Origin of the sequence: Pseudomonas sp. V88_4 (assembly GCF_029967985.1) — a bacterium.
Classification (GTDB): domain Bacteria; phylum Pseudomonadota; class Gammaproteobacteria; order Pseudomonadales; family Pseudomonadaceae; genus Aquipseudomonas; species Aquipseudomonas glycinae.
Genome location: NZ_JASCAF010000029.1, coordinates 105,326 through 131,052 on the forward strand (window position 1 = coordinate 105,326; position 25,727 = coordinate 131,052).

The window sequence follows — 25,727 nt, forward strand, 5'->3', positions numbered from 1 at the left end:
CGTTACGCAACAATTTTCAACACTCAGATCACGATGCGCAGGCACTGGCCCGCGTGATACAGCGAGAACCCGGCCTCGTACAGGCAACTGCGCAAGCCCACCCCTGCCAGCGGCTGCATCGGTGCGAAGGGAATCGGCAATGCCTGAGGATTTCCGTTACACAGGTAATCGGCGAAGGCCTTGCCGACCACGGTGCCGGTGGTCACGCCACGGCCGTTGTAGCCGGTGACGGCCACCAGTCCCGGCGCGGGCTCGAACAGGCGCATCAAATGATCGGGAGTGAACGCGATGCGCCCGGTCCAGGTGCATTCCCATTCCACAGGCTTGAGATTGGGGAAGTAATGCTGCTGCACCCGGTCGGCCCAGGCCTTGAGGAACCAGGTCGGTTTCTGATTGCCGTTGCCGAGGCTGCCCAGCAACAGACGCCCGTCCTTGTCGCGGCGGATGCTGCTCAGCACCTGGCGGGTATCCCACGAGCCCTGCCCGCCCGGGAGGATTTCCTGAGCGGCGTCTTCGGTGAGCGGCACCGAAGCGACCTGATAGTAGTAACCGGGGAAGAAATTGCGCTTGAGTTCGGTCCAGTCGCCTTCGGTGTAGGCGTTGGAGGCGATCACCACTTGTTCGGCGAGCACCGAACCCTGCTCGGTCTGCACCGACCATTTCGGCCCCTGGCGTTCAAGACGCGCGACCGGCGAGTGATCGAACATCTGTCCGCCAAGGCTCATTACAGCGTTGGCCAGCCCGGTGACATACGCCATCGGATTGAGCGTACCGGCGCGCCGGTCGAGCAATGCAGCGGCAATCTTCTGTGTACCGGTCGCTTGCTCACAGGCCTTGCCGGTCAGCAGTTCAACCGGTGCCCCCCGGCGTTTCCATTGTTCTTCGCGACTGCGCAGGTCTGCCTCACCCTTGGCGTTGTGCGCCATGTGCAGGGTGCCTTCGCGGCGCAACTGGCAATCGATGTTGTATTTATCCACAAGGCTGAACACCAGCGCCGGCGCCGCACCGAGCATGCGGTTGAGCTGACTGCCGACCGCCTCGCCGAAGCCGGCTTCGATCTCGTCCGGCGGGATCCACATCCCGGCGTTGACCAGCCCGACATTGCGTCCAGACCCGCCATGCCCGGCGCGATGGGCTTCGAGCACGCAGACACTTTTGCCTTTCTCCAGCAGATGCAGCGCCGCCGACAGCCCAGTGAACCCGGCGCCGATCACGCAGACATCAACCTTGACCTCGCCCCTGAGCGCCGTGTTATCCGGTCGTTGCGGCGTGAGTTTTTCCCACAGACATTCTTCGCGTAACGGCATTGCCAAGCTCCTGTCGGAGCAGCCGCAAGTTGCAAGCTACAAGCCACAAGCCAGTTCGCTTGCAGCTCGCAGCTCGTAGCTTGCCACTGCTTAATCGAACGTAATGCCCTGCGCCAGCGGCAATTCCAGCGAGTAGTTCACGGTATTGGTCTGCCGACGCATATACGCGCGCCATGCATCCGAGCCCGACTCACGACCGCCACCGGTTTCTTTCTCGCCACCGAACGCGCCGCCAATTTCCGCACCGCTCGGGCCGATGTTGACGTTGGCAATGCCGCAGTCACTGCCGACCGCCGACATGAATTTCTCGGCCTCGCGCACATCGGTGGTGAAGATGCATGACGACAGGCCCTGTGGCACGGCGTTGTTCAGGCGCAGCGCCTCTTCAAAATCGCTGTAACCGACCACGTACAGGATCGGGGCGAAGGTCTCGCTGCACACCACGTCGCTCTGCTCCGGCATTTCAACGATGGCCGGCGACACGTAGTAGGCGTTGGGGAATTGATCTTCCAGTTGGCGCTTGCCGCCGAACACCCGACCACCCTCGCTCAGCGCCTGCTCCAGCGCGTCCTGCATGTTTTCGAAGCTGTGCTTGTCGATCAGCGGGCCGATCAGGTTGCCTTCCAGCGGGTGACCGATACGGACTTTGGAGTAGGCGGCTTTGAGGCGGGTGACGATTTCTTCTTTCACCGATTCATGGGCGATCAGGCGCCGCAACGTGGTGCAACGCTGGCCGGCAGTGCCGACGGCGCTGAACAGAATGGCGCGCACGGCCATGTCCAGATCGGCGCTCGGGCCGAGGATCATCGCGTTGTTGCCGCCCAGTTCGAGGATGCTGCGGGCAAAGCGTGCGGCGACTTTCGGCGCCACTTCGCGGCCCATGCGGGTGCTGCCGGTGGCGCTGATCAGCGCGACACGCGGGTCATCGACCAGCGCTTCGCCGGCATCACGACCGCCGATGATCACCTGGCTCAGGTGCGCCGGGGCATCGCTGAAATTCTTCAGTACGCGTTCGAACAGCGCCTGACAGGCCAGCGCGGTCAGCGGGGTTTTCTCCGACGGCTTCCATACCACCGGGTTGCCGCAGACCAGCGCCAGCGTGGTGTTCCACGCCCACACCGCGACCGGGAAGTTGAACGCACTGATCACGCCGACCACGCCTAGCGGGTGCCAGGTTTCACGCATGTGGTGGCCCGGACGCTCGGAGGCGATGGTCAAACCGTACAGCTGGCGAGACAGACCGACGGCGAAATCGCAGATGTCGATCATCTCCTGCACTTCACCGAGGCCTTCCTGGGTGATCTTGCCCGCTTCCCAGGACACCAGTTCGCCGAGTTCGGTCTTGTATTCACGCAGCACTTCGCCGAACTGACGCACCAACTCGCCGCGACGCGGGGCCGGCACCTTGCGCCAATGTTCGAACGCATGATCTGCGCGACTGATGTGCTGCTCGACTTCGGCCGGGCCTTCCCAGTTCACGGCGCCGATGCGGCTGCCGTCGATGGGCGAATGCACCGGCACTTTGCCGTTTTGGTACAGGGCCGGGTTCACTCCAAGACGATCAAGCAATGCGGCAACCATGGGTCACTCCTCAAGCAAAAAACTGAATGTGTGCGGGCGCGTTTTCACGACCGGGCAGACCTTTAGTTGTAGCGTCAGGAAGGCTGGGCAACAAACGACCTTTACGCGAGATATCATTCCGTTTATTCATGCTGCGCAGAAAGACAAGAAAAGGATCGCCCATGCTGAACAAACGCCACTTGCCGTCGATCACCGCGTTGCAGTGCTTCGAGGCCGTGACCCGGCACCTGAGTTTTACCCGGGCCGCCGAGGAACTGAACCTGACCCAGAGCGCCGTCAGCAAGCAGGTGGCGCAACTCGAGGAATTGCTGCAGCACTTGTTGTTCCGCCGGGTACGACGCCGCTTGCAGATGACCCCGGCCGGTGATCTGTACCTGGTGGAAGTACGAAAAATCCTGACCCAGGTCGAGATGTCGACCCATTACCTGCGCTCCTACGGCGGCGAAACCGAAGTCCTGCGCGTTTCCACACCCTCGACCTTCGGCGCCCGCTGGCTGGTGCCACGCCTCAAGGGCTGGCGTCTGCGTCATCCGTCAATTCATCTGGACCTGTGCAACGAGCAGGAAGCCGATGACCTGCTGCAAGGGCGCAGCGACCTGGCGTTCTATTTCGGCCAGGGTTCACGCCCCGGCACCGAATGCCTGAAGCTGTTCGGCGAAGAATTGGTGCCAGTCTGCGCGCCGAGCAGCCTGCCGGACACTCCGTTGACTGATCCAACGCAACTCACCGATCTGGTCCTGCTGCAGAATGCTTCGCGCCCACAAGCGTGGCACGACTGGTTCGACAGCCAGGGCTACCAGACCGAGCACAGCTACCACGGCCCGCGCTTTGAAACCTTTTATATGTGCATCCGCGCCGCCCAGGTCGGTTGCGGCGTCGCCCTGCTGCCGAGGTTCCTGGTGGAAGAGGAATTGGCCGACGGCAAACTGGTCATTCCCTGGCAGCATGCAATGCCCAGCACCGATGCGTATTACCTGGCCTACCCGGAACACGCGGCGGAAGTGCCCAAGGTGCGGGATTTCGTGAAGTGGATGCTGGAGCAGATCGACAGTCCTGATGCCGATTGACCTGAGGGAAAACGCGTTGTATTGCGCCGGTTCAGCGTATCGTCACGCAATTACAAACAGGCCATCAACAAACTTGGTTTGAGTGAGTCGCGCGCGCAGGTCGTCATCGATAACCGGATCATCAACGTCATAAAGACGCACCCGGCGATAGGCATCGATCCGATTGATTTCCGGTCCCAGATACTCCCATACGACCCGCGAACAAGCCGGAGCACGATGGTCAGCGGCGGACACACCCATTTTCAGACCGTTGAGCCGTGTGATGCAGCTTTTGAAACTTGGTATGAGAATGGTTTGGCTGATCTCGTTCGAGGTCAGCGACTCGTAGTCGATAAGAAACAGGCGATCTCTCAGGTAGTAAGCGAACCCGACGTATCGATACCGTTCAAATTCGCCTTCGGCACCCGCAATCTGTAAGCGCTCGTTTCGCTCATAGACGATATCTGCTCCATCTTCACGGACGTGCACCAGTGAACACAAAATCGAGCCAGGCTCTGTCATAGCGTGGTAGTACTCATAGTAATAGCCGATGTGCGCCTTGAGCTCCGGCGAGGACCGTTGACGCAAGTGTCCTAGCATTCTCTGCGGTGCCGTTTGTTCATCGACGGTGCTGGCTTTCCTCGATTTCACGCCAATCAGTGTGATGAATTGCTCGGTTGGAAGAGCGATTTCAAACTCCTCAACCCCGAAAAAATCGCAGATTCTTTTGAGGTTGAAGGCTGTAGGAATGCTGTTACCGCAAAGATATTTATTGAATTGCCCACGATTAATCCGATTCTTCCTACAGACTTCTGCGACAGATCTGTAGTGACTGCACAAAAGTCTTAAGTTAGCTGGAAGAAACTCCCCCATAAATATCCTTGAAACAGTTTTAGAAGGCGCAACCATAGCAGCAACTCGCATCACTTTTAAGCAACTTGCGAAATTGCGCCCAGCGAAATATGGCCGGATATTACGAGTCCTGAAAGGTTTCAGGACTTGATCTGCTAATAAAAAACGCCAGCACTTTCAATAGCAAGGAGCTTTGAATGCTAGACATCATCAACGACTTTCTTACGGGAAAGGTTTTGATCCCTGTAGTCCTTGGACTGGGTAGCTATTTCACCATCCGATCACGGTTTGTCCAGTTCAGATACTTCCTGCACATGTTTACCGTTTTACAGTGCAGTTGGCGCAGCGGCAGCCACCATCTGAGTTCGTTTCAGGCATTGACCCTCAGCCTCGCTGGGCGGGTGGGCACGGGGAATATCGTCGGGGTCGGAATTGCTGTGAGCATGGGAGGCCCAGGCGCAGTGTTCTGGATGTGGATGACAGCCTTGCTCGGCATGTCGAGTAGCTTCTTCGAATGCACACTGGGCCAACTCTACAAACGTAGCGATGGGAATGGCCTGTTTCGAGGCGGCCCCTCCTGGTACATCGAGCACGGCCTGGACAAACGCTGGCTCGGAACAATTGCAGCGCTTCTACTGCTAGTGACGTTTGGATTTGCAATCAATGGTCTCGAATCGCATGCAGTCTCGCACTCGCTGAAAGACGCTTTCGGTCTGGCGCCCATGTGGTCAGGACTCACATTGTCCCTGCTGCTCGGGGCAGTTTTTATTGGTGGGATAAAACGAATAGCTGCCGTAGCCGACTTGTTGGTGCCGTTGAAGGTTCTCGCTTACATCGGCGTGACGAGTTACGTGATCGTGCTGCAGTTCGATCAGGTTCCACCAATGCTGATGACTATCATCCGAAGCGCGTTCGGTCTGGATCAAGCCTTTGGTGGATTGATCGGCAGTGCAATCGTCATGGGTGTGAGACGTGGTGTGTTTTCCAATGAAGCGGGACTGGGCAGCGCTCCCAATGTCGCGTCAGTGGCGAAAGTCGACCATCCGGTGGCACAAGGCGTCGTGCAGGCATTCAGCGTTTTCATCGATACGTTCGTGATTTGTACCTGCACGGCATTACTCATTTTGCTTTCGGGTTTCTACGCGCCGGGCTTTGAGGGCGACGGCGTTGCGCTGGCACAAAACTCGTTGGCAGCCGTGGTCGGTGAATGGGGGCGAATGTTCATCAGCGTGGTGCTGGCGCTATTCGTCTTCACGGCGATGCTCTACAACTACTACCTGGGGGAAAACAGCCTTCGGTTCATGTTTGGCGAACCCCGAAAAACGCTGTTTTTCTACCGTTCGCTGGTATTGGTTTTGGTGTTCTGGGGGGCGGTAGAGGACCTTTCGACCGTGCTTGCTTTCGCCGACATCACCATGACGTTGCTGGCGCTGGTCAATCTTGTAGCCATGGCACTGCTGTTTAAAGTTTGCCTGCGGATCTTGCGAGATTACGACGAGCAGCGTCGTGTCGGAATCAAGACGCCCATTTTCGATTCCAGCAAGTTTCTTGATCTTGATCTCGACCCATTGGCCTGGCCGCCGCAACCAAGAGAACTACAAACGATAAATCGCAGTTCGTCGTCGGTTATCTACGAAGCAAGTAGAACATCAGCTTAAAAAATCAAGCCGAGTGCTGAGCTATTCGATTCCGCATGGCTCAGCAACCTAATACATAAAACGCCCCATCAAATCTGTTTGAAGAAGAAACAGTTATTTAACTCATAATGCCAAAAACAATAGTCAGGATGCTTCCGATGAATCGCTACTTCCCACTGAAAGCCAATGCGACAAATAGTCCAACCTACTTAATTGATACACACGCCGCACCCAGCCAGTTATTCGAAGATGCCTGCTTCAGAATCCGCGCCGCCGCAAGCCTTCTGGAGACGCTGACATCCGTAACCGTCAAGGACATCAACGACTCAGATCTTTACCGACTGATACTTCCTGTTTATGTATTACTTCAAGATGGTGTTGACACACTCGACCAGGTTTCCTTCAAGGGAGACTTCACTCATGGCTGAACAAGCAACCTATGCAATGCTCAGGGCAGCAATGATCAAGGCGGTTGAAACAAATCTCATCCCTAGGCATTCGCTTCTCGCGGAGTACATAAAAAGTTGGGAGCGACTTGAGCTGGTCATTCAAGCCGCGCTCGATGTGTATCCCGAACAAAAAACTGCTTCAGGCAAAAAAAAGCAAAAGCCGTCAAAGACAAAAGCAGGCCACCGAACAAAAAATCGCTAGCAATCTTCATCCAGGATATGAGCCACTAGCGCCATTGATTGATACCGCGCCAACGCGCGGCCCGCCTGGAGACCCCGTTATGAGCGAGAGTGTGTTTGCCGATCGCATCGTGCAGAACCTGCTCGACACCGACTTCTACAAACTGACGATGATGCAGGCGGTGCTGCACAACTACCCCAACGTCGAAGTCGAATGGGAGTTTCGTTGCCGTAACAGTGAAGATCTGCGCCCGTATCTGGCGGAGATCCGCTTCCAGGTCGAGCGTCTGGCCGAGTTGAGCCTGAGCGCCGATCAGTTGAGTTTCCTGGAGCGCATCAGCTTCCTCAAACCTGACTTCCTGCGTTTCCTCGGCCTGTTCCGCTTCAACCTGCGCTACCTGCACACCGGTATCGAGAACGGCGAGTTGTTCATCCGCCTGCGCGGGCCGTGGCTGCATGTGATCCTGTTTGAAGTGCCGCTGCTGGCCATCGTCAGCGAAGTGCGCAACCGCTATCGCTACCGTGAAACGGTACTGGAACAGGCCCGCGAGCAGCTTTACCGCAAGTTCGACTGGTTGACCGCCAACGCCTCGGCCGAAGAGTTGTCGCAGTTACAGGTCGCCGATTTCGGCACACGCCGCAGGTTTTCCTACCGCGTGCAGGAAGAAGTGGTGAACGTGCTCAAGCATGACTTCCCCGGGCGTTTTGTCGGCACCAGCAACGTGCACCTGTCCCGCGAACTGGACATGAAACCGCTGGGCACCATGGCCCACGAATGGATCATGGCCCACCAGCAACTCGGCCCGCGGTTGATCGACAGCCAGATCGCCGCCCTCGATTGCTGGGTTCGCGAGTACCGCGGCCTGCTGGGGATCGCCTTGACCGACTGCATCACCACCGACGCGTTCCTCGGCGACTTCGATCTGTTCTTCGCCAAGCTGTTCGACGGTCTGCGCCACGATTCCGGGGACCCGGTGCTGTGGGGCGAAAAATGCATCGCCCACTATCACAAGCTCGGCATCGACCCGATGAGCAAGACCCTGGTGTTCTCCGACAGCCTGACCCTGCCCAAGTCGCTGGAGATCTTCCGGGCGCTGCGTGGCCGGATCAATGTCAGCTTCGGCATCGGCACCAACCTGACCTGTGACATTCCGGGTGTCGAACCGATGAGCATCGTGCTTAAAATGACCGCCTGCAACGGCCAACCGGTGGCGAAGATCTCCGACGAGCCGGGCAAGACCCACTGCAAAGACCCGAATTTCGTCGCCTATTTGCGACACGTTTTCCAGGTTCCTGCCGTTTCCAGCCTTTCCAGCAAGGAGTGAATTCATGCAAGCCGTACAGCGTGAGATTGCTGAACAGCTCAACGTTCAGCCGCCGTTCGCCGATGACCAGGCCCTCGAAGCGGAAGTCGCCCGCCGCATCAGCTTCATCCAGGATTGCCTGACCAGTTCCGGACTCAAGACCCTGGTGCTGGGCATCAGCGGCGGGGTCGATTCCCTGACCGCCGGCCTTCTGGCCCAGCGTGCGATGCGCGAGTTGCGCGAGCGCACCGGCGACGAGGCCTACAAGTTCATCGCCGTGCGCCTGCCGTACGACGTGCAGTTCGATGAACACGATGCCCAGGCCTCGGTGGACTTCATCGCCCCGGACGAACGCCACACCGTCAACATCGGCCCGGCAGTGAAATCCCTGGCCAGCGAAGTCGCAGCCTTTGAAGGCAAGCACGCGGTGTCGGTGGATTTCGTGCTCGGCAACACCAAGGCGCGGATGCGCATGGTCGCCCAGTACACGATCGCTGGCGCAGCCCATGGCCTGGTGATCGGCACCGATCATGCGGCGGAAGCGGTGATGGGTTTCTTCACCAAGTTCGGTGACGGCGCCTGCGATCTGGCACCACTGAGCGGTCTGGTGAAGAACCAGGTCCGCGCCATCGCCCGCAGCTTCGGCGCACCGGAATCGCTGGTGGAAAAAGTGCCGACGGCGGATCTGGAAGACCTGTCGCCGGGCAAACCGGACGAGGCCTCCCACGGCGTGACCTACGCCGAGATTGACGCTTTCCTGCATGGTCAGCCGGTGCGTCAGGAGGCGTTCGACATCATCGTCAACACGTACAAGAAGACTCATCACAAGCGGGTCATGCCGTTTGCACCGTAATTGGTGAGTGAATGAAAAAGCCCGCTGAGGCGTGATCCTCAGCGGGCTTTTCTTTGAAAAGGATTCAATGGCAAATTTAACGGGCTTTTGCCGGAACCACCCTGAATGCCCAAGGGGGCGAGATTCCACCACTAGCAGTTATCGTTCTAATGGTGTGAACCTTTTCAGCCAGATTCGAAATCTTAGCTGTGTAGATTCCATTCGGGTCGGCCGTGAATGGAGCCAGGTCGTAATCGTAGTCGACTATTTTTCCTCGTTCATTTGGGTTCGCCGTACCGACAACCGTTAACGATGTATCAGTCGTCTGCTCGTGGTTACCGATCAACTGCCCGCTCTCTCCCCTAAGAAACTGAATAGTTGGCGTCACGCTGTTCACGATCTCAACGATCCAGGGTCTGGACTCAACACCATCGCTTCCTACCACTGTGAAGTGATGCACCCCTACCGACAGTCCGTTCAACAAAGCGCTCCAGTGCGCATTTGCATCAATGTTCAGTGTGGCTACCAGAATTCCGTTATCCAGAAGACTGACTGTTGTATTTGCCTCTCCCTCGCCTACAAAGCTCATATCGACAAACGTAGTGCTTCCACCATTTTCGATGACGCCTCCGTTGGGATCGTTTATCCACAAAATTGCGGCGTGCGGGCGCAGTTCCATATGAACGATGTATGGAACAGACACCTGCCCGTCGGTGGTTTCCACGGTGTAGGAATGCGGCCCGTTTACCTGACCTGTAATGATCAAACTGAAGTGGCGATTGTGATCAACATTCACCGGGGGATGCGTTGGGACACCGTTGTCTAAAAGCTGCGCCTTTTGATTGGGAGCAGCGGAACCAACAATAGACAAATCTGGATTTGTGCTGACCCCGCCATTTTCGATGGATTCACCACTGCCATTGGTAACTGTCTCAATGACGGTTCCGCTTGTCACATTACTTCTGTTCGGATCCTGAACCAACGTACGCTGCTGGGGCAATTTCTCTTGATCGGTCATACGAAAACTCCTTTTTCGGAATGGATACGCACAGTCATCTGAGCGCACCCTCATTCGAGGCTTCTTCGAAATTCGCGTCTACTGTCAGAAATTACAGGTTCGAGGGTAATTCAGACCAACGGCCATGATCAGAAAAATGAGGTAGTAGGTGCAGATTTGATCAGCAGAAAAAACGCCGCTGCAATCACTTGCAGCGGCGTTTTTCGTGTTATCCGTGAACCGAATTACTTCAGGGTCACGGTGCCTTTCATCATCGAGATGTGGCCCGGGAACGAGCAGAAGAAGCCGTAATCGGTGCCAGCTGCCAGTTTCGATACATCGATGGTCAGCGAGTCTTTTTCGCCGGCGCCGATGATCTTGGTGTGGGCGATAACGCGCTCGTCACCGTCCTTCAGGTAGTTCTTGTCGATGCCGGCGGCCAGGCCGTCAGTGGCGATCGGCTGCATGTCAGCGGTCTTGCTGATCACCAGGTTATGGCCCATGACGTTCTTCGGCAGGCTGCCGGAGTGGGTCAGTTCGACGGTGAAGGTCTTGCAGCTCTTGTCGATTTCGATGGCCTTGGTGTTGAAGGACATCTGGTCGGTGGAATCAACGGTGGTTTTGCACTCGGCAGCCATCAATTGGCTGCTGGCCAGCGCCAGCAGGGATACCGCAACAACTTTGGAAAACATGGTGAATCTCCAAGGCAGGGTTAACAAAACACGAATGGTTGGAAGACTGCCTGAAATCTTCGCAAGTTCCTATGACTTGAGTCAAAAATTGTATACAACTTTCAGGCTATGACACTCATCGAAACAATCTAACAGCCAGACGTTTGGCCGGGTCGTATCTTCAGGGCTCAACACACATCTGGAGCATCCGTCATGTCCTTCAACAGCCTGTTGTGCAGTCTGCTCGCCGCCTACGCCTGTGGTGCAAGCGGCACCTGTGAAACCCCGAAACGCGAAGTCTAGTCCTTGGATCGAGACCCGCCAGCCTTTACCCTGTGCGACTGATCGACACAGGAGCAAGGCATGTCTCTCACATCCGTTTGTGTATTTTGCGGTGCCAACGCCGGCACCACTCCGGCGTACACCGAAGCCGCCATCGCCCTCGGTACTGCCATTGCCGAGCGTAAGCTGACGCTGGTTTACGGCGGCGGGGCTGTCGGCCTGATGGGGATTGTCGCGGACGCTGCGCTGGCGGCCGGTGGCGAAGTGATCGGCATCATCCCGCAGAGCCTGATGGACAAGGAAATCGGTCACAAGAGCCTGACCCGCCTGGAAGTGGTCGACGGCATGCACGCGCGCAAAGCGCGGATGGCCGAACTCAGTGATGCGTTCATCGCCCTGCCCGGTGGCCTCGGCACCCTGGAGGAGCTGTTCGAAGTGTGGACCTGGGGCCAGCTCGGCTACCACGGCAAGCCGCTGGGTCTGCTGGAAGTAAACGGCTTCTACAGCAAACTCACTGCATTTCTCGATCACATCGTCGGCGAAGGCTTCGTTCGGGCGCCACACCGTGACATGCTGCAAGTGAGCGAATCGCCGCAAACGCTGCTCGAAGCCCTCGATCAATGGCAGCCGACCGTCACGCCAAAGTGGGTCGACCAGAAACCCGGTTAACCCCCGGGCACCGATACAGGGCAGAATACGCGCCGCTCAACCTCACCTTCGACCCCAGAGGATCGCCCATGGCCAAACCCAATTACTCCTTCGCCAAACGTCAACGTGACCTGGCCAAGGAACAGAAGAAAGAGGAAAAGCTTCAGCGCAAGAAACAGATGGCTGAAGAAGCGGCACTGAATCCTGACGGTGAAGTGGCGACCGATGATGATGTTGAGGCACCGAAAGACCAGGCACCCGACGCCTGAGCTGAATCGCGAAATTGAACACCTTCCATTGTGGGAGCTGACTGGCTCCCACAATGGATCGCATTTACTCCAGCGGCATCACCGTGACCCGCACCTCCGGATCATGGCTCCCTCCCCCCAGAATCACCCCGCGCAACGGCGAGACATCGGAGAAATCCCGGCCCCAGGCCAGGGTGATGTGCTCCAGCGCCGGCTGCACATTGTTCGTCGGATCGAAATCCACCCAGCCCAGCACCGGGCAAAACACCGAAACCCAGGCATGGGACGCATCGGCGCCGATCAACCGTGGCTGCCCCGGTGGCGGTTGGGTCAGCAGGTAACCGCTGACGTAACGCGCCGCCAGCCCGCGTGATCGCACACAGGCGAGCATCAGATGCGCGAAGTCCTGACAGACCCCGCGCCGGCGCTCCAGCACTTCCACCAGCGGCGTCGCGACTTGCGTCGCTTCGGCATCGAAGGTGAATTCGCTGAAAATCTTCTGCATCAGGGCCTGCACACCCAGCATCAATGGGCGGCCGGCCGGGAAACAGCTCTCCGAGAACTCGACGAAACTGCGCTTGAGATGCACGTAAGGCGACTGGAATCGATAGCGACAGGCTTCCAGCAACGAGGCGGACAGCGGTTGACTGCTGTAAGTCAGCGCGTTGCGCGTCAACTCCCAGGCCGGTGACTGCTGGAAATCCACCACGGGTCGCGCCAGCACTTCCACCGTCAGCCGTGCGTTGACCTGCAATTCATCGTGCGGCCGTTCGAAGGCGAGGCGAGTCAGCGGATTGCCGAACACATCCTGCTCGTCACGGCGGGTGGTCGGCTGCGGACTGATCAGCAGTTGTTGCTCGGTGCAACGCTGCCACTCGCATTCACGCGGCCACAGGTGCGCCAGTTGCTGGGCCAGGGACACCGGGCTGTCGTAGCGATAGCAGGTGTCGTGAAAGATCTGGTAATGGGCGCTCATCAGACGGACACCGTGCGCTGGCTGACATCATCGACATGGGCGAAATGGCGCAGGGCCAGACGGTCCGACACCTGACTGCTGGCGTCGGCGATTTCCTGCAGCAGATCCGCCAGACCGTCGAGGGCCGCACGCACGCTGGACTCGCCGAACAGCGGGTTCTCCAGACAGCTCAGATCGAAACGCGCCAGACGCTCGACCAGCGGCGGCAGCCCAACCTCCCTCGGCACCCCGAAGTCATCATTCAGACGCTTCAGGGTGCGAGTCACCAGTTTCAACTGGAACAGCACGGCATGGGGGTTCTGCTCGTCCAGCAGCAACAGGTCGAGCACCGGAATCAACTGCGCCACCGCCAGATAACGCGAGCGATAGGTGATGCTGCTGTTGCCCAGCTCCAGTAACCACTCAAGCCCCGCTTGATCGAACGCCCCGGCGCCACGCAGGAAACCCGCGAGACTGCTGCTGAGAAATTGCAGGCGCTCGATTCGCCGGCCGATCATCAGGAAACGCCAGCCTTCGTCGCGGGTCATGTCGTCGAGAGCAAACCCGGACAGCGCCGCCAGCGACATCACCAGCCGGTTGAGAAAATCCAGCAGCTCGCCGAAGTCCGGTTCGTCGGTGTCCAGTTCCGAAGCCTCACGTTGCAGTTCCACCAACGCCTGCCAGTTCTCCCGCGAGAGCTTGCCGCGCACCTGCGAGGCTGCCCACTGCAAGCGTTGCAGGTTGGAGCGCAGGCTGAACGACCAGTCCTCGCCGAGCAATGCCGCGAGCAAGCGTTCCGGCAGTTCGCCTTCATCCGGCAGCAGCATCAGCCGCTCGCCGAGCTCCACGGCAGCCTGCAAGGCTTGCGGATCATCCCCATCGATATAACGCGCCAGCATGATCCGCAACAGCCGCGCGCTGTCGTCGCAGCGCTCGCAATAACGGCCGAACCAGAACAGGTTCTCGACCACCCGCGACGGCAGATACGGATCACGTCGCACCAGATCAGGCACGCCGATATTGCGCTGGGCTTTCCACTGCTCACCGCTCGGCGGCCGATCCCCCAGCACCCAGGTGTCCTTGCTCGCACCACCGCGCTGCATCGACACCACTTCGGCATCGGCTTCGGCCGCGACCCGGGTCAGGCCACCGGGCAACACCCGATAACCGTCGTGACTGGCCACCGCGTACATGCGCATGCCGATTGCCCGGGGTTGCAGTTGCCCGTCCTCGGGTTGCCAGATCGGCGCCTGGGACAGCTGCGCGAGTTCTTGCGCGACATACGCATAAGGCCGGGCCTGCATGCGCGCAGCGAGGCTTTCACGCTGTTTTTCGCTCAGATCCCGACCAAATACCGGCGTAAAGCTTTGCGACGGGAACGCCGGTTTGATCAGCAGCTCCGGCAGTTTTTCCAGGGCCAGGGCCAGCACCGGCGCTTCGCCGCACCACCAGGTGGCAATGGACGGCAGGATCAGCTCTTCACCGAACAGGTACTGATTGATCTTCGGCAGGAAGCCCAGCAACCCCGGCGACTCCAGCACGCCGCTGCCCAGCGCGTTGGCCACCAGCACCCGGCCCTGACGCACCGCCTCCAGCAGTCCGGGAACGCCCAGCGCCGAATCCGTACGCAATTCCAGCGGATCGCAGAAGTCATCGTCGAGGCGGCGCATGATCGCGTGCACCCGGCGCAGGCCGCTGAGGGTTTTCAGGTAGACCGTGGCATCACGCACCGTCAGGTCACCGCCCTCCACCAGCGGATAACCGAGCTGGCGTGCGAGATAAAGGTGCTCGAAATAGCTCTCGTTGAAACGCCCCGGGGTAAGCAGCACTACCAGCGGCGCGTCATCCTCGCACGGGGCCTGACGGGCCAGAGTTTCCTGCAGGGTGCGGAAGAAGCCGGCCAGATGCTGCACCTTCAGATCCCGGTACAACTCGGGGAAGGCGCGGGACACGATGGTGCGATTTTCCAGCGCATACCCGGCCCCCGATGGCGCCTGAGTGCGATCCGCCGTCACCCACCAGCGTCCGTCCGGCGTGCGCGCCAGATCCACGGCATACAGATGCAGAAAGGCCCCGTCCGGCGGCGCAATGCCCTGACAGGGCCAGAGGAAGTTGTTGTGACCGAACACCAGCTCCGCCGGCAGCAAGCCTTCGCGGATCAACCGCTGCGGGCCATACAGGTCCGCCAGCACCGCATTGAGCAGCCGCGCGCGCTGGGCGATTCCGGCCGACAGCTGTTGCCACTCGTCAGCGGCGATCACGTGGGGCAGCAGATCCAGTTCCCACGGACGATCCGCGCCCTTCGGGTCGGCATAGACGTTGTAGGTGACGCCGTTTTCCTGAATCTGCCGGGTCAGCAACGCCTGACGCTGCACCAGTTGCGCCGGGGTGCTGCGCTGCAATTGGTCGACCAGTCGCCGCCAGTGCGGGCGCACCGCTCCGCTGACGTCGAGCAGTTCGTGGTAGGTGCCCGCCGTCAGCGGGTAGCGGTCAAGCAGGTCAGGCATGGAAAGCTCGGCAGCCGGCAAGGAACGGTCAGACTAACGCAGGCACATGACGCCCGGATATACGAAAAGTCCGGGGGTCGTGTACGAATCAAAAACGTCGTAAATCGAGAGTCATCGGTAGCTCGTCGGAGATTGTCAGGTTCGGTATCGGAAGTTTCCCCGGCGTATGTCCGATGCGGAAGAAACGCGCCATGCGCCGGCTCTCCGCTTCGTTGGCGTTGACCGGCAGCGTTTCGTAATTGCGCCCGCCCGGATGTGCGACGTGGTACTGGCAACCGCCCAGCGAGCGCTGCATCCAGGTATCGAGCAAGTCGAACACCAGCGGCGCATGCACCGGGATCGTCGGTTGCAGGCAATTGGCCGGTTGCCACGCGCGGAAACGCACACCGGCGACAAACTCGCCGACCCGCCCGGTCGATTGCAGCGGCACCGGGATGCCATTGCAGGTCAGCAGATAGCGCTGCGGCGGCAGCCCCGTGAGTTTGACCTGCAAGCGCTCCAGCGATGAGTCGACGTAACGCACCGTACCGCCCGCCGCACCCTCCTCGCCCAGCACATGCCAGGGTTCAAGGGCCTGACGCAATTCCAGCTCGATGCCGTTGACGGCGTAATCGCCGACTTTGGGAAAGCGGAATTCCAGATGCGCCGCAAACCATTCCGCACGCAGGGGGTAACCGGCATTGTTGAGCTCGACGATGACGTCGGCGAAGTCCTGCTCGATGAAGTGCGGCAGCATGAAGCGGTCGTGCAGCTCCGTACCCCAGCGCGCCAGCTTCGGCGGCGCATAGGGCTCGCGCCAGAACCGCGCCACCAGCGCTCGCAACAACAGCTGCTGCGCCAGGCTCATGCGCGCATGGGGTGGCATCTCGAAACCACGCAACTCCAGCAACCCGAGGCGCCCGGTGGCGCCATCCGGTGAATACAGCTTGTCGATGCAGAACTCGGCGCGATGGGTGTTGCCGGTAACGTCGATCAGCAGATTGCGCAACAGCCGATCCACCAGCCATGGCGCGCACTCTTCTCCCGGCGCCGGCATCTGCGCGAAAGCGATTTCCAGCTCATACAGCGCATCGTTGCGCGCTTCATCGACTCGCGGCGCCTGAGAGGTCGGGCCGATGAACAGCCCGGAAAACAGGTAGGACAGCGAAGGATGGTTATGCCAGTAACTGATAAGGCTGTGCAGCAGATCCGGGCGGCGCAGGAACGGCGAGTCCGCCGGCGTCGCGCCACCGAGCACGAAATGGTTACCACCGCCGGTGCCGGTGTGCCGACCGTCGACCATGAATTTCTCGGTGGACAGTCGGGTCTGGCGCGCTTCTTCGTACAGAAATTCGGTGCGCTCGACCAACTCGTCCCAGGTCGCCGACGGCTGCACGTTGACCTCTATGACGCCGGGATCCGGGGTGATGCGGAAATTGCTCAGGCGTGGATCGCTCGGCGGCTCGTAGCCCTCCAGCAATACCGGACAATGCAGCTCCTCGGCGGTGGCTTCGATGGCCGTGACCAGTTCCAGATAATCCTCGACCCGCTCCAGCGGCGGCATGAACAAGTACAACCGGCCTTCCCGGGCCTCGGCGCAGAAGGCGGTGCGGGTCAGCCAGTCGGCGGACTCGTCGATTTTCGGCACACGATCGTACGCCGGAGCCGGCTCACCGTGTTCGTTGAGCTGCGCTGTTTCGGGCAGCTCGGGGAAGTCCTGGTTCGGGTCGTTCGGATGAATGAACGGGTACTCCGCCGCCTTCACCCAGGGCTGTGAACCCAACGGCAGACGATAGCCCAGCGGTGAATCCCCCGGCACCAACCGGCAATGCTCATCGCGCAGGTACCAGCGCCCGCTCTGCCACTGATCGCCCTTGGCGGTGCGCGCCAGCGGCAGCACCTGGCCGATGATCTTGTCCAACCCCTGACTGAACACTTTGCGCAGCCGCGCACGTTCCAGCGGTTCCTCCAGACGCGAGTCTTCGGCGCTGACGTTGCTCGGCAACGCACCCTCGCGCCAGAGGTAGTAGAAATTGTCTTCGTAGGCCGGGAACACGAAGCGTGTCGGCAGTTTCAGGCGCTCGGCGACACTCGCCAGAAAGCGCCCGGCCAGTTCACCCGTGGCGCCGTAATCCTGCTGTTCATCGGCAATCAACGCGTTGTTGTGCCAGATCGGCACACCGTCGCGGCGCCAGTAGCAGTTCAGCGACCAGCGCGGCAGTTGCTCGCCGGGATACCACTTGCCCTGGCCGAAATGCACCAGCCCTTTGGGCGCGTAATGTTTGCGCAGGCGCTGGAACAGTTCGGCGGAGAGCCGGCGCTTGTCCGGGCCCAGCGCGGCGGTGTTCCACTCGGCGCCATCCGGGTCGTCGATGGACACGAAGGTCGGCTCGCCGCCCATGGTCAGGCGTACATCGCCTTCCAGCAGGTCGGCATCGATCTGCCGGCCCAGCGCCTGGATCGCCAGCCATTGCTCATCGGTGTAGGGCTTGGTGACCCGCGGCGCTTCCCAGATCCGCTCCACGGACATTTCGTGGCTGAACTCACACTCGCAAGGCTCCACCAGACCGCTGATCGGCGCCGCCGAGGACGGATCTGGGCTGCAGGCCAGCGGAATATGTCCTTCCCCGGCGAACAGCCCCGACGTCGCATCAAGGCCGATCCAGCCGGCGCCGGGCAGATACACCTCGCACCAGGCGTGCAGGTCGGTGAAGTCCACTTCGGTGCCGGACGGGCCGTCGAGGCTTTTCACATCGGCGGTCAGTTGAATTAGATAACCGGAGACAAAACGCGCCGCCAGCCCGAGATTGCGCAGCAGTTGCACCAGCAGCCACGCCGAATCCCGGCAGGAGCCGGAGGCATGCTCAAGGGTGTGTTCCGGGGTTTGTACGCCCGGTTCCATGCGAATCAGGTAATTGATGTCTTCGCTCAGGCGCTGATTGAGCGCCACCAGAAAATCCACGGCCGGCAATGGTGTGCGGTCGATGGCGTCCAGATAGGCCTTGAATTTCGGTGTCAGCGGCAGGGTTTCGAGATACGGCGCCAGCTCCTTGCGTTCATCGGCGGCGTAGGCGAAGGGGATTTTCTCGGCGTAGGGTTCGAGGAAAAAGTCGAAGGGGTTGAACACCGCCATTTCGGCCAGCAGATCGACCTCGATCCGCAGTTCGGCGGTTTTCTCGGGGAACACCAGCCGGGCGAGGTAATTGCCCTGAGGGTCCTGCTGCCAGTTGATGAAATGCTGCTCGGGCGAGACTTTCAGTGAATAGGACAGAATCCGCGTGCGGCTGTGGGCGGCCGGGCGCAAACGCACGATCTGCGGGCCGAGTTCGACAGCGCGGTCGTAGCGGTAATGCGTGACGTGATGCAATGCGACATGAATCGACACGGCGTGCCTCCTGCGAGCCCAAGCGTATTCGAAAGCGCGCAAGACTTATGCCATGCAGAGGCTTGGGCGCTTTCCCGGAATGCTCAGGGCAGTACAGCACCAAAATCGGGCGATGCGGTGAAATGGTTTGGCGAAGTTGCGCCTAAATGTGGCGGGCGGATGTTTACGCGGTGTTGGAACTTGCGCCATCGCTGGCAAGCCAGCTCCCACAAGGAGCTTCAGTGGCCACCGTTTTGGGAAGGGCAGATAAACCTGTGGGAGCTGGCTTGCCAGCGATGAGGCCCGTGGCGCTAACACATGCATTGAACCCTGAAATGCAAAACGCCAACCCGAAGGTTGGCGTTCTGTTTTGGCTCAAGTGCGTTTCAGCGCGGTACGACCGGCTTGCGTGCCGGTTTCGGCCCTTTGCCTTTCGCCGCTTCCTTGCGTTCCTTGGCGGCCTGCTGGTTGCGGGCGAACGCCGCGGCCTTGGCCTGTTCACGCTTGTCCCATGGATTGCCGCCGTCACTGGCGCGCGGTGGCAGACCGGTGTGCTGGGTGAGGATCTTGGTGGTTTTCTCTTTCGCGACCTTGTGACTGCCGGCCGGTGTCGAGTTCTTGCGACGGGCACTCTGGTAGCTGTCGGTGGCCGGCTGGTGCAGCGGGATCAACTGGTGCTTGCCCGGCCCGATCAGGTCGGCGCGGCCCATGCGGGTCAGCGCTTCACGCAGCATTGGCCAGCCTTTCGGGTCGTGATAACGCAGGAACGCCTTGTGCAGACGACGCTGCTCCTCGCTCTTGACGATGGTCACGCCGTCGCTCTTGTAGGTGACCTTGCGCAGCGGGTTCTTGCCCGAGTGGTACATCGCGGTGGCGGTGGCCATCGGCGACGGATAGAACGCCTGCACCTGGTCGGCACGGAAGCCGTTGCCCTTGAGCCACAGGGCCAGGTTCATCATGTCTTCGTCGGTGGTGCCCGGGTGCGCGGCGATGAAGTACGGAATCAGGTACTGCTCTTTCCCGGCTTCCTTGGTGTACTTCTCGAACATGCGCTTGAAGCGATCGTAAGTGCCGATCCCCGGTTTCATCATCTGGTTGAGCGGACCTTCCTCGGTGTGTTCCGGGGCGATCTTCAGGTAACCGCCGACGTGGTGGGTCACCAGCTCCTTGACGTACTCCGGCGACTCGACCGCGAGGTCGTAACGCAGGCCGGAGGCGATCAGGATCTTCTTCACACCCGGCAACGCACGGGCGCTGCGGTACAGCTGAATCAGCGACGAGTGGTCGGTGTTCAGGTTCGGGCAGATGCCCGGGAACACGCAAGACGGCTTGCGGCACGCGGATTCGATTTCCGGGCTCTTGCAGGCGATGCGGTACATGTTCGCGGTCGGGCCGCCGAGGTCGGAAATGACGCCGGTGAAACCCGGCACCTTGTCGCGGATTTCTTCGATTTCGCGAATGATCGACTCTTCGGAACGGTTCTGGATGATCCGGCCTTCGTGCTCGGTGATCGAGCAGAAAGTGCAGCCACCGAAGCAGCCACGCATGATGTTCACCGAGAAGCGGATCATGTCGTAGGCCGGGATTTTTTCCTTGCCGTACGCAGGGTGCGGAACACGTGCGTAAGGCATGCCAAACACGTAGTCCATTTCTTCGGTGGTCATCGGAATCGGCGGCGGGTTGAACCAGACGTCTACCTCGCCATGCTTCTGCACCAGCGCACGGGCGTTGCCCGGGTTGGTTTCCAGGTGCAGCACGCGGTTGGCGTGGGCGTACAGGACCGGGTCGTTACGCACCTTTTCCATCGACGGCAGGCGGATCACGGTCTTGTCGCGGGTCATTTTCGGGCTGGCCAGGATCTGTACGACCTTGGCTTCTTCCGGATCTTCAACCGGACCCTTCTCCTGCTCGATGGCGCAGGCCTGAGTGTCCTGGGTGTTGACGTACGGGTTGATGATCTTGTCGATCTTGCCCGGACGGTCGATGCGCGTGGAGTCGACTTCGTACCAGCCCGCAGGGGTGTCACGACGGATGAACGCGGTGCCGCGTACATCGGTGATGTCTTCGATCTTGTGACCGTAGGACAGACGCTGGGCGACTTCGACAATCGCCCGCTCGGCGTTGCCGTACAGCAGGATGTCGGCGCTGGCGTCGATCAGGATCGAGTTGCGCACGCGATCCTGCCAGTAGTCATAGTGGGCGATGCGGCGCAGGGAGGCTTCGATGCCGCCGAGCACGATCGGCACGTGCTTGTAGGCTTCCTTGCAGCGCTGGCTGTAAACCAGGCTCGCGCGATCCGGACGTTTGCCAGCCATGCCGCCCGGGGTATAGGCGTCGTCGGAACGGATTTTCTTGTCCGCGGTGTAGCGGTTGATCATTGAGTCCATGTTGCCGGCCGCGACACCGAAGAACAGGTTCGGCTCGCCGAGCTTCATGAAGTCGTCTTTGGACTGCCAGTTAGGCTGCGCGATGATCCCGACGCGGAAGCCTTGCGACTCCAGCAGCCGGCCGATGATCGCCATGCCGAAGGACGGGTGATCGACGTAGGCATCACCCGTGACAATGATGATGTCGCAGGAATCCCAGCCAAGCTGATCCATCTCCTCCCTGCTCATCGGCAGGAACGGCGCTGGCCCGAAACATTCGGCCCAATATTTTGGATAGTCAAATAACGGCTTGGCTGCTTGCATGTCGATAACCGGTGTTGGCTTTCATTGAATTTCGCGGGCGCGGAATATAGCACAAATTTTGACCAATTCCGACGACTGTGGTCGGTTTCTCGTCGCACCGCCCGCCGCCACGCTCTCTGTTCAACAAACGGGTTCACTTATTCAAGGATGAATACGCATGCCTGCAAAACCACCCTCCATAGGCGTCACGACCGTCGAAGTGCACAATCCGCCTTCGAGACCTGTGACCGGACATTTTCCGGAGCACTCCACTTCGCCTCCGGTTCCCGCGGACACCCGCCTGTTCACGCCGCGTCCCGCACACGCCAGCCTCCCGGCAATCGACGGCCCGGACACGATCTCTCCCGCACCGTCCGTGACCTTCGCCGAAAGCCTCTCAAACCCGACGGCTTCACCGAGAAGACTCAGGCTCGAAACCTATGGCATTCCTACCGGTGTCCGACTGCCGGAGGCCGACACACAGGGTTTCAGAACCTTCAAGGGGCGACTGTTCGTCGAAGCGTACGATGGCAGCATTGTGCAAGTTGGCCTGGACCCTGAAAGCCGCATCTACCGCATCAGACTCAGCAATGAGTTGAACCCCTCGGGCCCTGTTCTCTTGCAGGATCCCCAGAGCAAACGCTGGTATCCACTGGATGAGTTCCAAGCCGGGGCCCTTGCACTGACTTCCGGTCGACTGGACGCGTTCAGGACAGGCCTGGATTTCTCTGGCATCGCGCCCGACAGCGAGGGGCTGCACAACTTCGAAGGCAAACGCTACGTGGTCATCGAAAGCCGCGCCTATCAGGTGATGCGCGACGTTGACGCCTCCTCTCCCGCGCACACCGTCTGGCGTATCGTCGCGTCGAAGGATCCGGTCGCCTCCGACAGCGAAAACACTTACCGCGCCAGTCGGGCCGGCTCCACCCTGGCCATCACCCGCACTGCCGAAGGTTTTTGGGTCCCCAGTCTGCATGGGCTCAAGGGAGGCATGCGTCGCAGTGCAATCGCTCAGCACAACAAAACCTATCTGCTCCAACGGCATGAGCCCATCAGGAATGCCTTCGATGCCCTGACCGCTTCCAACACCCGCTATGGCGAACTCTGGCGCCGTGCCCAACCCTTGCCCGAGGGCAGTGACGCCGAAAAGGCCGCGCTGATCGAGATCGAAGTACATGTGATCAAGCACACAAGAATGCAGGCCGATTACGTCAAGTCACTCATCGACAACCGGGACTGGCTGATATTGCTCAAGGCAGGCGGGCTCTATAAAGCCGAGCTTCATGCTCAGCAGATCAACAGAGTCGACTACTTCAACAAACTGCTTGCAGTCATGGACCGCAGAGCTCTGCCAACCCTGCATGCGATCACCGTCGAGTCGCTCAAGCGCACCCTCGTCCACCTCGACAAAAAGCTGAAGATCATGGACGAGCGTCAGGCCGTGATGGATCAGATTCAGAAGGCTGACCGCAGCGCCCTGGCGGATCTGGAGGAGATGAATCGCAAAGTGCCCACGGTGGATCAGATCCAATCCAGCCAATACAACATTTGCCTGCGCCTGATCTCCGACGATCCGCAGAACCCGCAGGATCACGGCATGCGCAGTGCCATGGCCATGCACTTGCTCAAGCAGGATCTGAACGAAGTGTTCGGGTACTCGGAACCTCTTGCATTGCAATTGACGATCGAAAACATCAAAAGCGACAAAGCAGGCCTGGAGGCATTACTCGCTTCGACGACGCCGGCCAAGGCAGAGTACGTCAGGAAGGCACTGACCCTGCTCGATGCCTTTGAATCGAAAATCGAAACCCGGCTGAACGATATCTTTGACCGGATTGACAACAACCAAGAACTGCCCGGCTACGATCAGGAAATCGATTTCGACTTCCTCCCTGGACAAGTTACCGGAGCCGCCGGAGACGTGGCGCCGCGAAAGTTGTTCCGAACCCGTCAAAATGGCACTTACCGTGTGCTGGTCGGCGTACCGGACACCGCTGCCGACGGCCACATCACCCTCAGCGTTCCCGACCTGTTCAAACCGAACGATCCCCCTCAACGCTACGAAATGAAAGAAGGTGAGTGGCAGCCCGTACGTTCCGCCCCGGCCCCGACCTCCAGACCTCAGCTGGTCAGCGAAGCGCTGGCGCGCCTTGGTAACGTGGAGGCGTACCTGGCTCAGGCTAGATTGATGGAAAGCCGAAAGGACAACCCGACCACCATTGTCGAATATCTGGGTGCCGAGACGGATCGACTCGCAGGTCTGGCGAAACGCCTCGAGCTCCTCGGGCAAACGGCAGCAGGCGCTGAAACCTCCGACTTGATCAGCCGACTGAAAGCTGCCGCCGACTCAATGGGCGCCAAAGGCCAGGATATTTTGATACGGATGTACAAGAACAAGGATGTGCTGGATGTCCCGCGCCTGAACTTCCTGCTTGAGCATGCTCAACTCAAGGTGGTCAAAACGGTGGAGCGCAAGCAACTGGGCAAGGGTAAAGACAAGTCATTCCTGGACGTTTACTCGATCATCGACCGCTCGGATAACACGCCCTTGTGGGAGGCCCACTTTCACTACGACAGGCAGGACCGCGCTGCGCTGGATTACACCGTCAAGGGCGCACACCTGAAAACCCTTGAACAGCGCAGGCTCGGCAGCTCGTTTCAACAGCGCGAAGAACAGGCTGGTCGGCCCCACCAACGGATATGGCGGGAGTTCATCAGCCCCAGGGTTGCCCAGAAACTGTTTGATCAGCTGGCGTGATCAATTGCGTTACTCGTCGTCGTCGAAGTTGTAACTGCCCGGCGCGAGGTTCTCGAATCGGGTGTATTTGCCGATGAAGGCCAGGCGAATGAAGCCGATCGGACCGTTACGCTGTTTGCCGATGATGATTTCGGCGATGCCCTTGTGTTCGGTTTCCGGGTGATACACCTCGTCCCGGTACACGAACATGATCACGTCGGCGTCCTGCTCGATCGCTCCGGATTCCCGCAAGTCGGAGTTCACCGGGCGCTTGTTGGGACGCTGTTCCAGGGAGCGGTTGAGCTGCGACAGGGCGACCACCGGGCAGTTGAATTCCTTGGCCAGGGCTTTCAGGGATCGGGAGATCTCGGAAATCTCGTTGGTCCGGTTGTCACCACTGGAGCCCGGGATCTGCATCAGTTGCAGGTAGTCGATCATGATCAGGCCGATGTCGCCGTGCTCGCGCACCAGACGCCGGGTCCGCGCACGCATCTCCGACGGACTGATGCCTGCGGTGTCATCGATGAACAGCTTGCGGTCGTTGAGCAGATTGACCGCGGAGGTCAGACGCGGCCAGTCGTCGTCTTCCAACTGGCCGGAACGTACCTTGGTCTGGTCGATACGGCCGAGGGACGACAGCATACGCATGATCAGCGATTCGCCTGGCATCTCGAGGGAGTACACCAGCACCACCTTGTCGCTGCGCAACACGGCGTTTTCCACCAGGTTCATCGCGAAGGTGGTCTTACCCATCGACGGACGGCCGGCGACGATGATCAGGTCGGCCGGTTGCAGGCCACTGGTCTTCTCGTCGAGGTCGGTGTAGCCGGTGGACAGGCCGGTGATCGAGTCGGCGGTGTTGAACAGGGTGTCGATGCGGTCGATGGCCTTGGTCAGCAGGTCATTCACACCCACCGGGCCGCCGGTTTTTGGCCGGGCCTCGGCAATCGCGAAAATCTGCCGCTCGGCTTCGTCGAGGATTTCCTCGGCGGTGCGGCCTTCGGGATTGAAGGCGCTGTCGGCAATTTCGGTGCTGATACCGATCAACTGACGCAACGTCGCACGCTGGCGGACGATCTGCGCATAGGCCTTGATGTTGGCGACGGACGGCGTGTTTTTCGCCAGCTCACCCAGGTAACCGAGGCCGCCGACCTGCGAAGTCTGACCTTCCTTGTCCAGTTGCTCGGCAAGGGTCACGACGTCGATCGGCAGGTTCTGATCGGCCAGTTTGGCGATCGCACGGAAAATCAGACGGTGGTCATGCCGGTAGAAATCGCCGTCGGAGACTTGATCGAGCACGCGTTCCCAGGCGTTGTTGTCCAGCATCAGACCACCGAGCACGGCCTGTTCGGCCTCGATGGAATGCGGCGGCACCTTCAGCGCGGCGGTTTGCAGATCGTATTGCTCGGGAGCGGAGATTTCGTTCATGGCCACTTTTTAATCAGGAAAAGCAGGGAGTGCAGAAAGACAAAGGGCACGACC

General features: G+C 59.7%; 19 protein-coding genes. 9 read left to right on the forward strand and 10 right to left on the reverse strand.

The window, feature by feature from the left end:
• Positions 1–23 precede the first annotated feature (23 nt).
• Together QLG12_RS09150 and QLG12_RS09155 are read right to left on the reverse strand one after the other, a co-directional pair.
• Positions 24–1,307, reverse strand: a complete 1,284-nt coding sequence (locus QLG12_RS09150) for an FAD-binding oxidoreductase (RefSeq protein WP_197869905.1) — start codon at positions 1,305–1,307, stop codon at positions 24–26.
• 90 nt (positions 1,308–1,397) lie between these two features.
• Positions 1,398–2,888, reverse strand: a complete 1,491-nt coding sequence (locus QLG12_RS09155; protein ID WP_064379117.1) for an aldehyde dehydrogenase family protein — start codon at positions 2,886–2,888, stop codon at positions 1,398–1,400.
• Between the two features lie 161 nt (positions 2,889–3,049).
• Here QLG12_RS09155 and QLG12_RS09160 point away from each other — a divergent pair, with 161 nt between their 5' ends.
• Positions 3,050–3,955, forward strand: coding sequence for a LysR substrate-binding domain-containing protein (locus QLG12_RS09160; RefSeq protein WP_282474348.1), 906 nt, complete (start codon positions 3,050–3,052; stop codon positions 3,953–3,955).
• Positions 3,956–3,997: 42 nt separating this feature from the next.
• Here QLG12_RS09160 and QLG12_RS09165 read toward each other — a convergent pair whose 3' ends face one another.
• Positions 3,998–4,807, reverse strand: a complete 810-nt coding sequence (locus QLG12_RS09165) for an XRE family transcriptional regulator (protein WP_282474349.1) — start codon at positions 4,805–4,807, stop codon at positions 3,998–4,000.
• Positions 4,808–4,983: 176 nt separating this feature from the next.
• Between QLG12_RS09165 and QLG12_RS09170 the strand changes: the two genes are divergently transcribed.
• The 5 genes from QLG12_RS09170 to nadE all read left to right on the forward strand — a co-directional run bounded on the left by QLG12_RS09170 (position 4,984) and on the right by nadE (position 9,209).
• Complete coding sequence (locus QLG12_RS09170) at positions 4,984–6,444, forward strand: alanine/glycine:cation symporter family protein (RefSeq protein ID WP_236194681.1); 1,461 nt, start codon at positions 4,984–4,986, stop codon at positions 6,442–6,444.
• Positions 6,445–6,581: 137 nt separating this feature from the next.
• The gene (locus QLG12_RS09175) at positions 6,582–6,851 is read left to right on the forward strand and encodes a hypothetical protein (RefSeq protein WP_236194682.1); all 270 of its coding nucleotides are present in this window, start codon (positions 6,582–6,584) and stop codon (positions 6,849–6,851) included.
• A complete protein-coding gene (locus QLG12_RS09180; RefSeq protein WP_236194683.1) occupies positions 6,844–7,074 on the forward strand; it encodes a hypothetical protein in 231 nt (76 codons plus the stop codon). Before QLG12_RS09175 ends, QLG12_RS09180 begins: the two co-directional genes overlap by 8 nt.
• 79 nt (positions 7,075–7,153) lie before the next feature.
• On the forward strand, positions 7,154–8,377 hold the full coding sequence (gene pncB / locus QLG12_RS09185; RefSeq protein WP_011332202.1) for a nicotinate phosphoribosyltransferase: 1,224 nt from the start codon (positions 7,154–7,156) through the stop codon (positions 8,375–8,377).
• Positions 8,378–8,381: 4 nt separating this feature from the next.
• The gene (gene nadE, locus QLG12_RS09190) at positions 8,382–9,209 is read left to right on the forward strand and encodes an ammonia-dependent NAD(+) synthetase (protein WP_197869906.1); all 828 of its coding nucleotides are present in this window, start codon (positions 8,382–8,384) and stop codon (positions 9,207–9,209) included.
• A gap of 76 nt (positions 9,210–9,285) precedes the next feature.
• Here the strand turns inward: nadE and QLG12_RS09195 are convergent, their stop codons facing one another.
• Positions 9,286–10,206: a hypothetical protein gene (locus QLG12_RS09195; protein WP_282474350.1), complete on the reverse strand. Its 921-nt coding sequence runs from the start codon at positions 10,204–10,206 to the stop codon at positions 9,286–9,288.
• Positions 10,207–10,430: 224 nt separating this feature from the next.
• Positions 10,431–10,877, reverse strand: a complete 447-nt coding sequence (gene azu, locus QLG12_RS09200) for an azurin (protein WP_197869907.1) — start codon at positions 10,875–10,877, stop codon at positions 10,431–10,433.
• A 342-nt stretch (positions 10,878–11,219) separates the two neighbouring features.
• On the opposite strand from azu, the gene QLG12_RS09205 reads away from it, so the two are divergent.
• Both QLG12_RS09205 and QLG12_RS09210 read left to right on the forward strand, forming a co-directional pair.
• On the forward strand, positions 11,220–11,807 hold the full coding sequence (locus QLG12_RS09205) for a TIGR00730 family Rossman fold protein (protein ID WP_064379113.1): 588 nt from the start codon (positions 11,220–11,222) through the stop codon (positions 11,805–11,807).
• Positions 11,808–11,875: 68 nt separating this feature from the next.
• Positions 11,876–12,055 (forward strand): hypothetical protein, encoded by a 180-nt coding sequence (locus QLG12_RS09210; protein ID WP_007950694.1) that lies wholly within the window; start codon positions 11,876–11,878, stop codon positions 12,053–12,055.
• 64 nt (positions 12,056–12,119) lie between these two features.
• Here QLG12_RS09210 and QLG12_RS09215 read toward each other — a convergent pair whose 3' ends face one another.
• From QLG12_RS09215 to QLG12_RS09230, 4 genes are all read right to left on the reverse strand, one after another.
• Positions 12,120–13,010 carry a transglutaminase family protein gene (locus tag QLG12_RS09215; protein ID WP_197869908.1) on the reverse strand — a complete coding sequence of 297 codons (891 nt, stop codon included), beginning with the start codon at positions 13,008–13,010 and terminating at the stop codon, positions 12,120–12,122.
• On the reverse strand, positions 13,010–15,496 hold the full coding sequence (locus QLG12_RS09220; RefSeq protein ID WP_282474351.1) for a circularly permuted type 2 ATP-grasp protein: 2,487 nt from the start codon (positions 15,494–15,496) through the stop codon (positions 13,010–13,012). Before QLG12_RS09220 ends, QLG12_RS09215 begins: the two co-directional genes overlap by 1 nt.
• 88 nt (positions 15,497–15,584) lie before the next feature.
• Positions 15,585–18,860, reverse strand: a complete 3,276-nt coding sequence (locus tag QLG12_RS09225; protein ID WP_282474352.1) for a transglutaminase family protein — start codon at positions 18,858–18,860, stop codon at positions 15,585–15,587.
• A gap of 365 nt (positions 18,861–19,225) precedes the next feature.
• The gene (locus QLG12_RS09230; RefSeq protein WP_108559325.1) at positions 19,226–21,529 is read right to left on the reverse strand and encodes a YgiQ family radical SAM protein; all 2,304 of its coding nucleotides are present in this window, start codon (positions 21,527–21,529) and stop codon (positions 19,226–19,228) included.
• Between the two features lie 157 nt (positions 21,530–21,686).
• On the opposite strand from QLG12_RS09230, the gene QLG12_RS09235 reads away from it, so the two are divergent.
• The gene (locus QLG12_RS09235; RefSeq protein ID WP_282474353.1) at positions 21,687–24,266 is read left to right on the forward strand and encodes a hypothetical protein; all 2,580 of its coding nucleotides are present in this window, start codon (positions 21,687–21,689) and stop codon (positions 24,264–24,266) included.
• Between the two features lie 9 nt (positions 24,267–24,275).
• On the opposite strand, the gene dnaB is transcribed toward QLG12_RS09235, so the two are convergent.
• Positions 24,276–25,673 (reverse strand): replicative DNA helicase, encoded by a 1,398-nt coding sequence (gene dnaB, locus QLG12_RS09240; protein ID WP_011332193.1) that lies wholly within the window; start codon positions 25,671–25,673, stop codon positions 24,276–24,278.
• Positions 25,674–25,727: the final 54 nt, after the last annotated feature.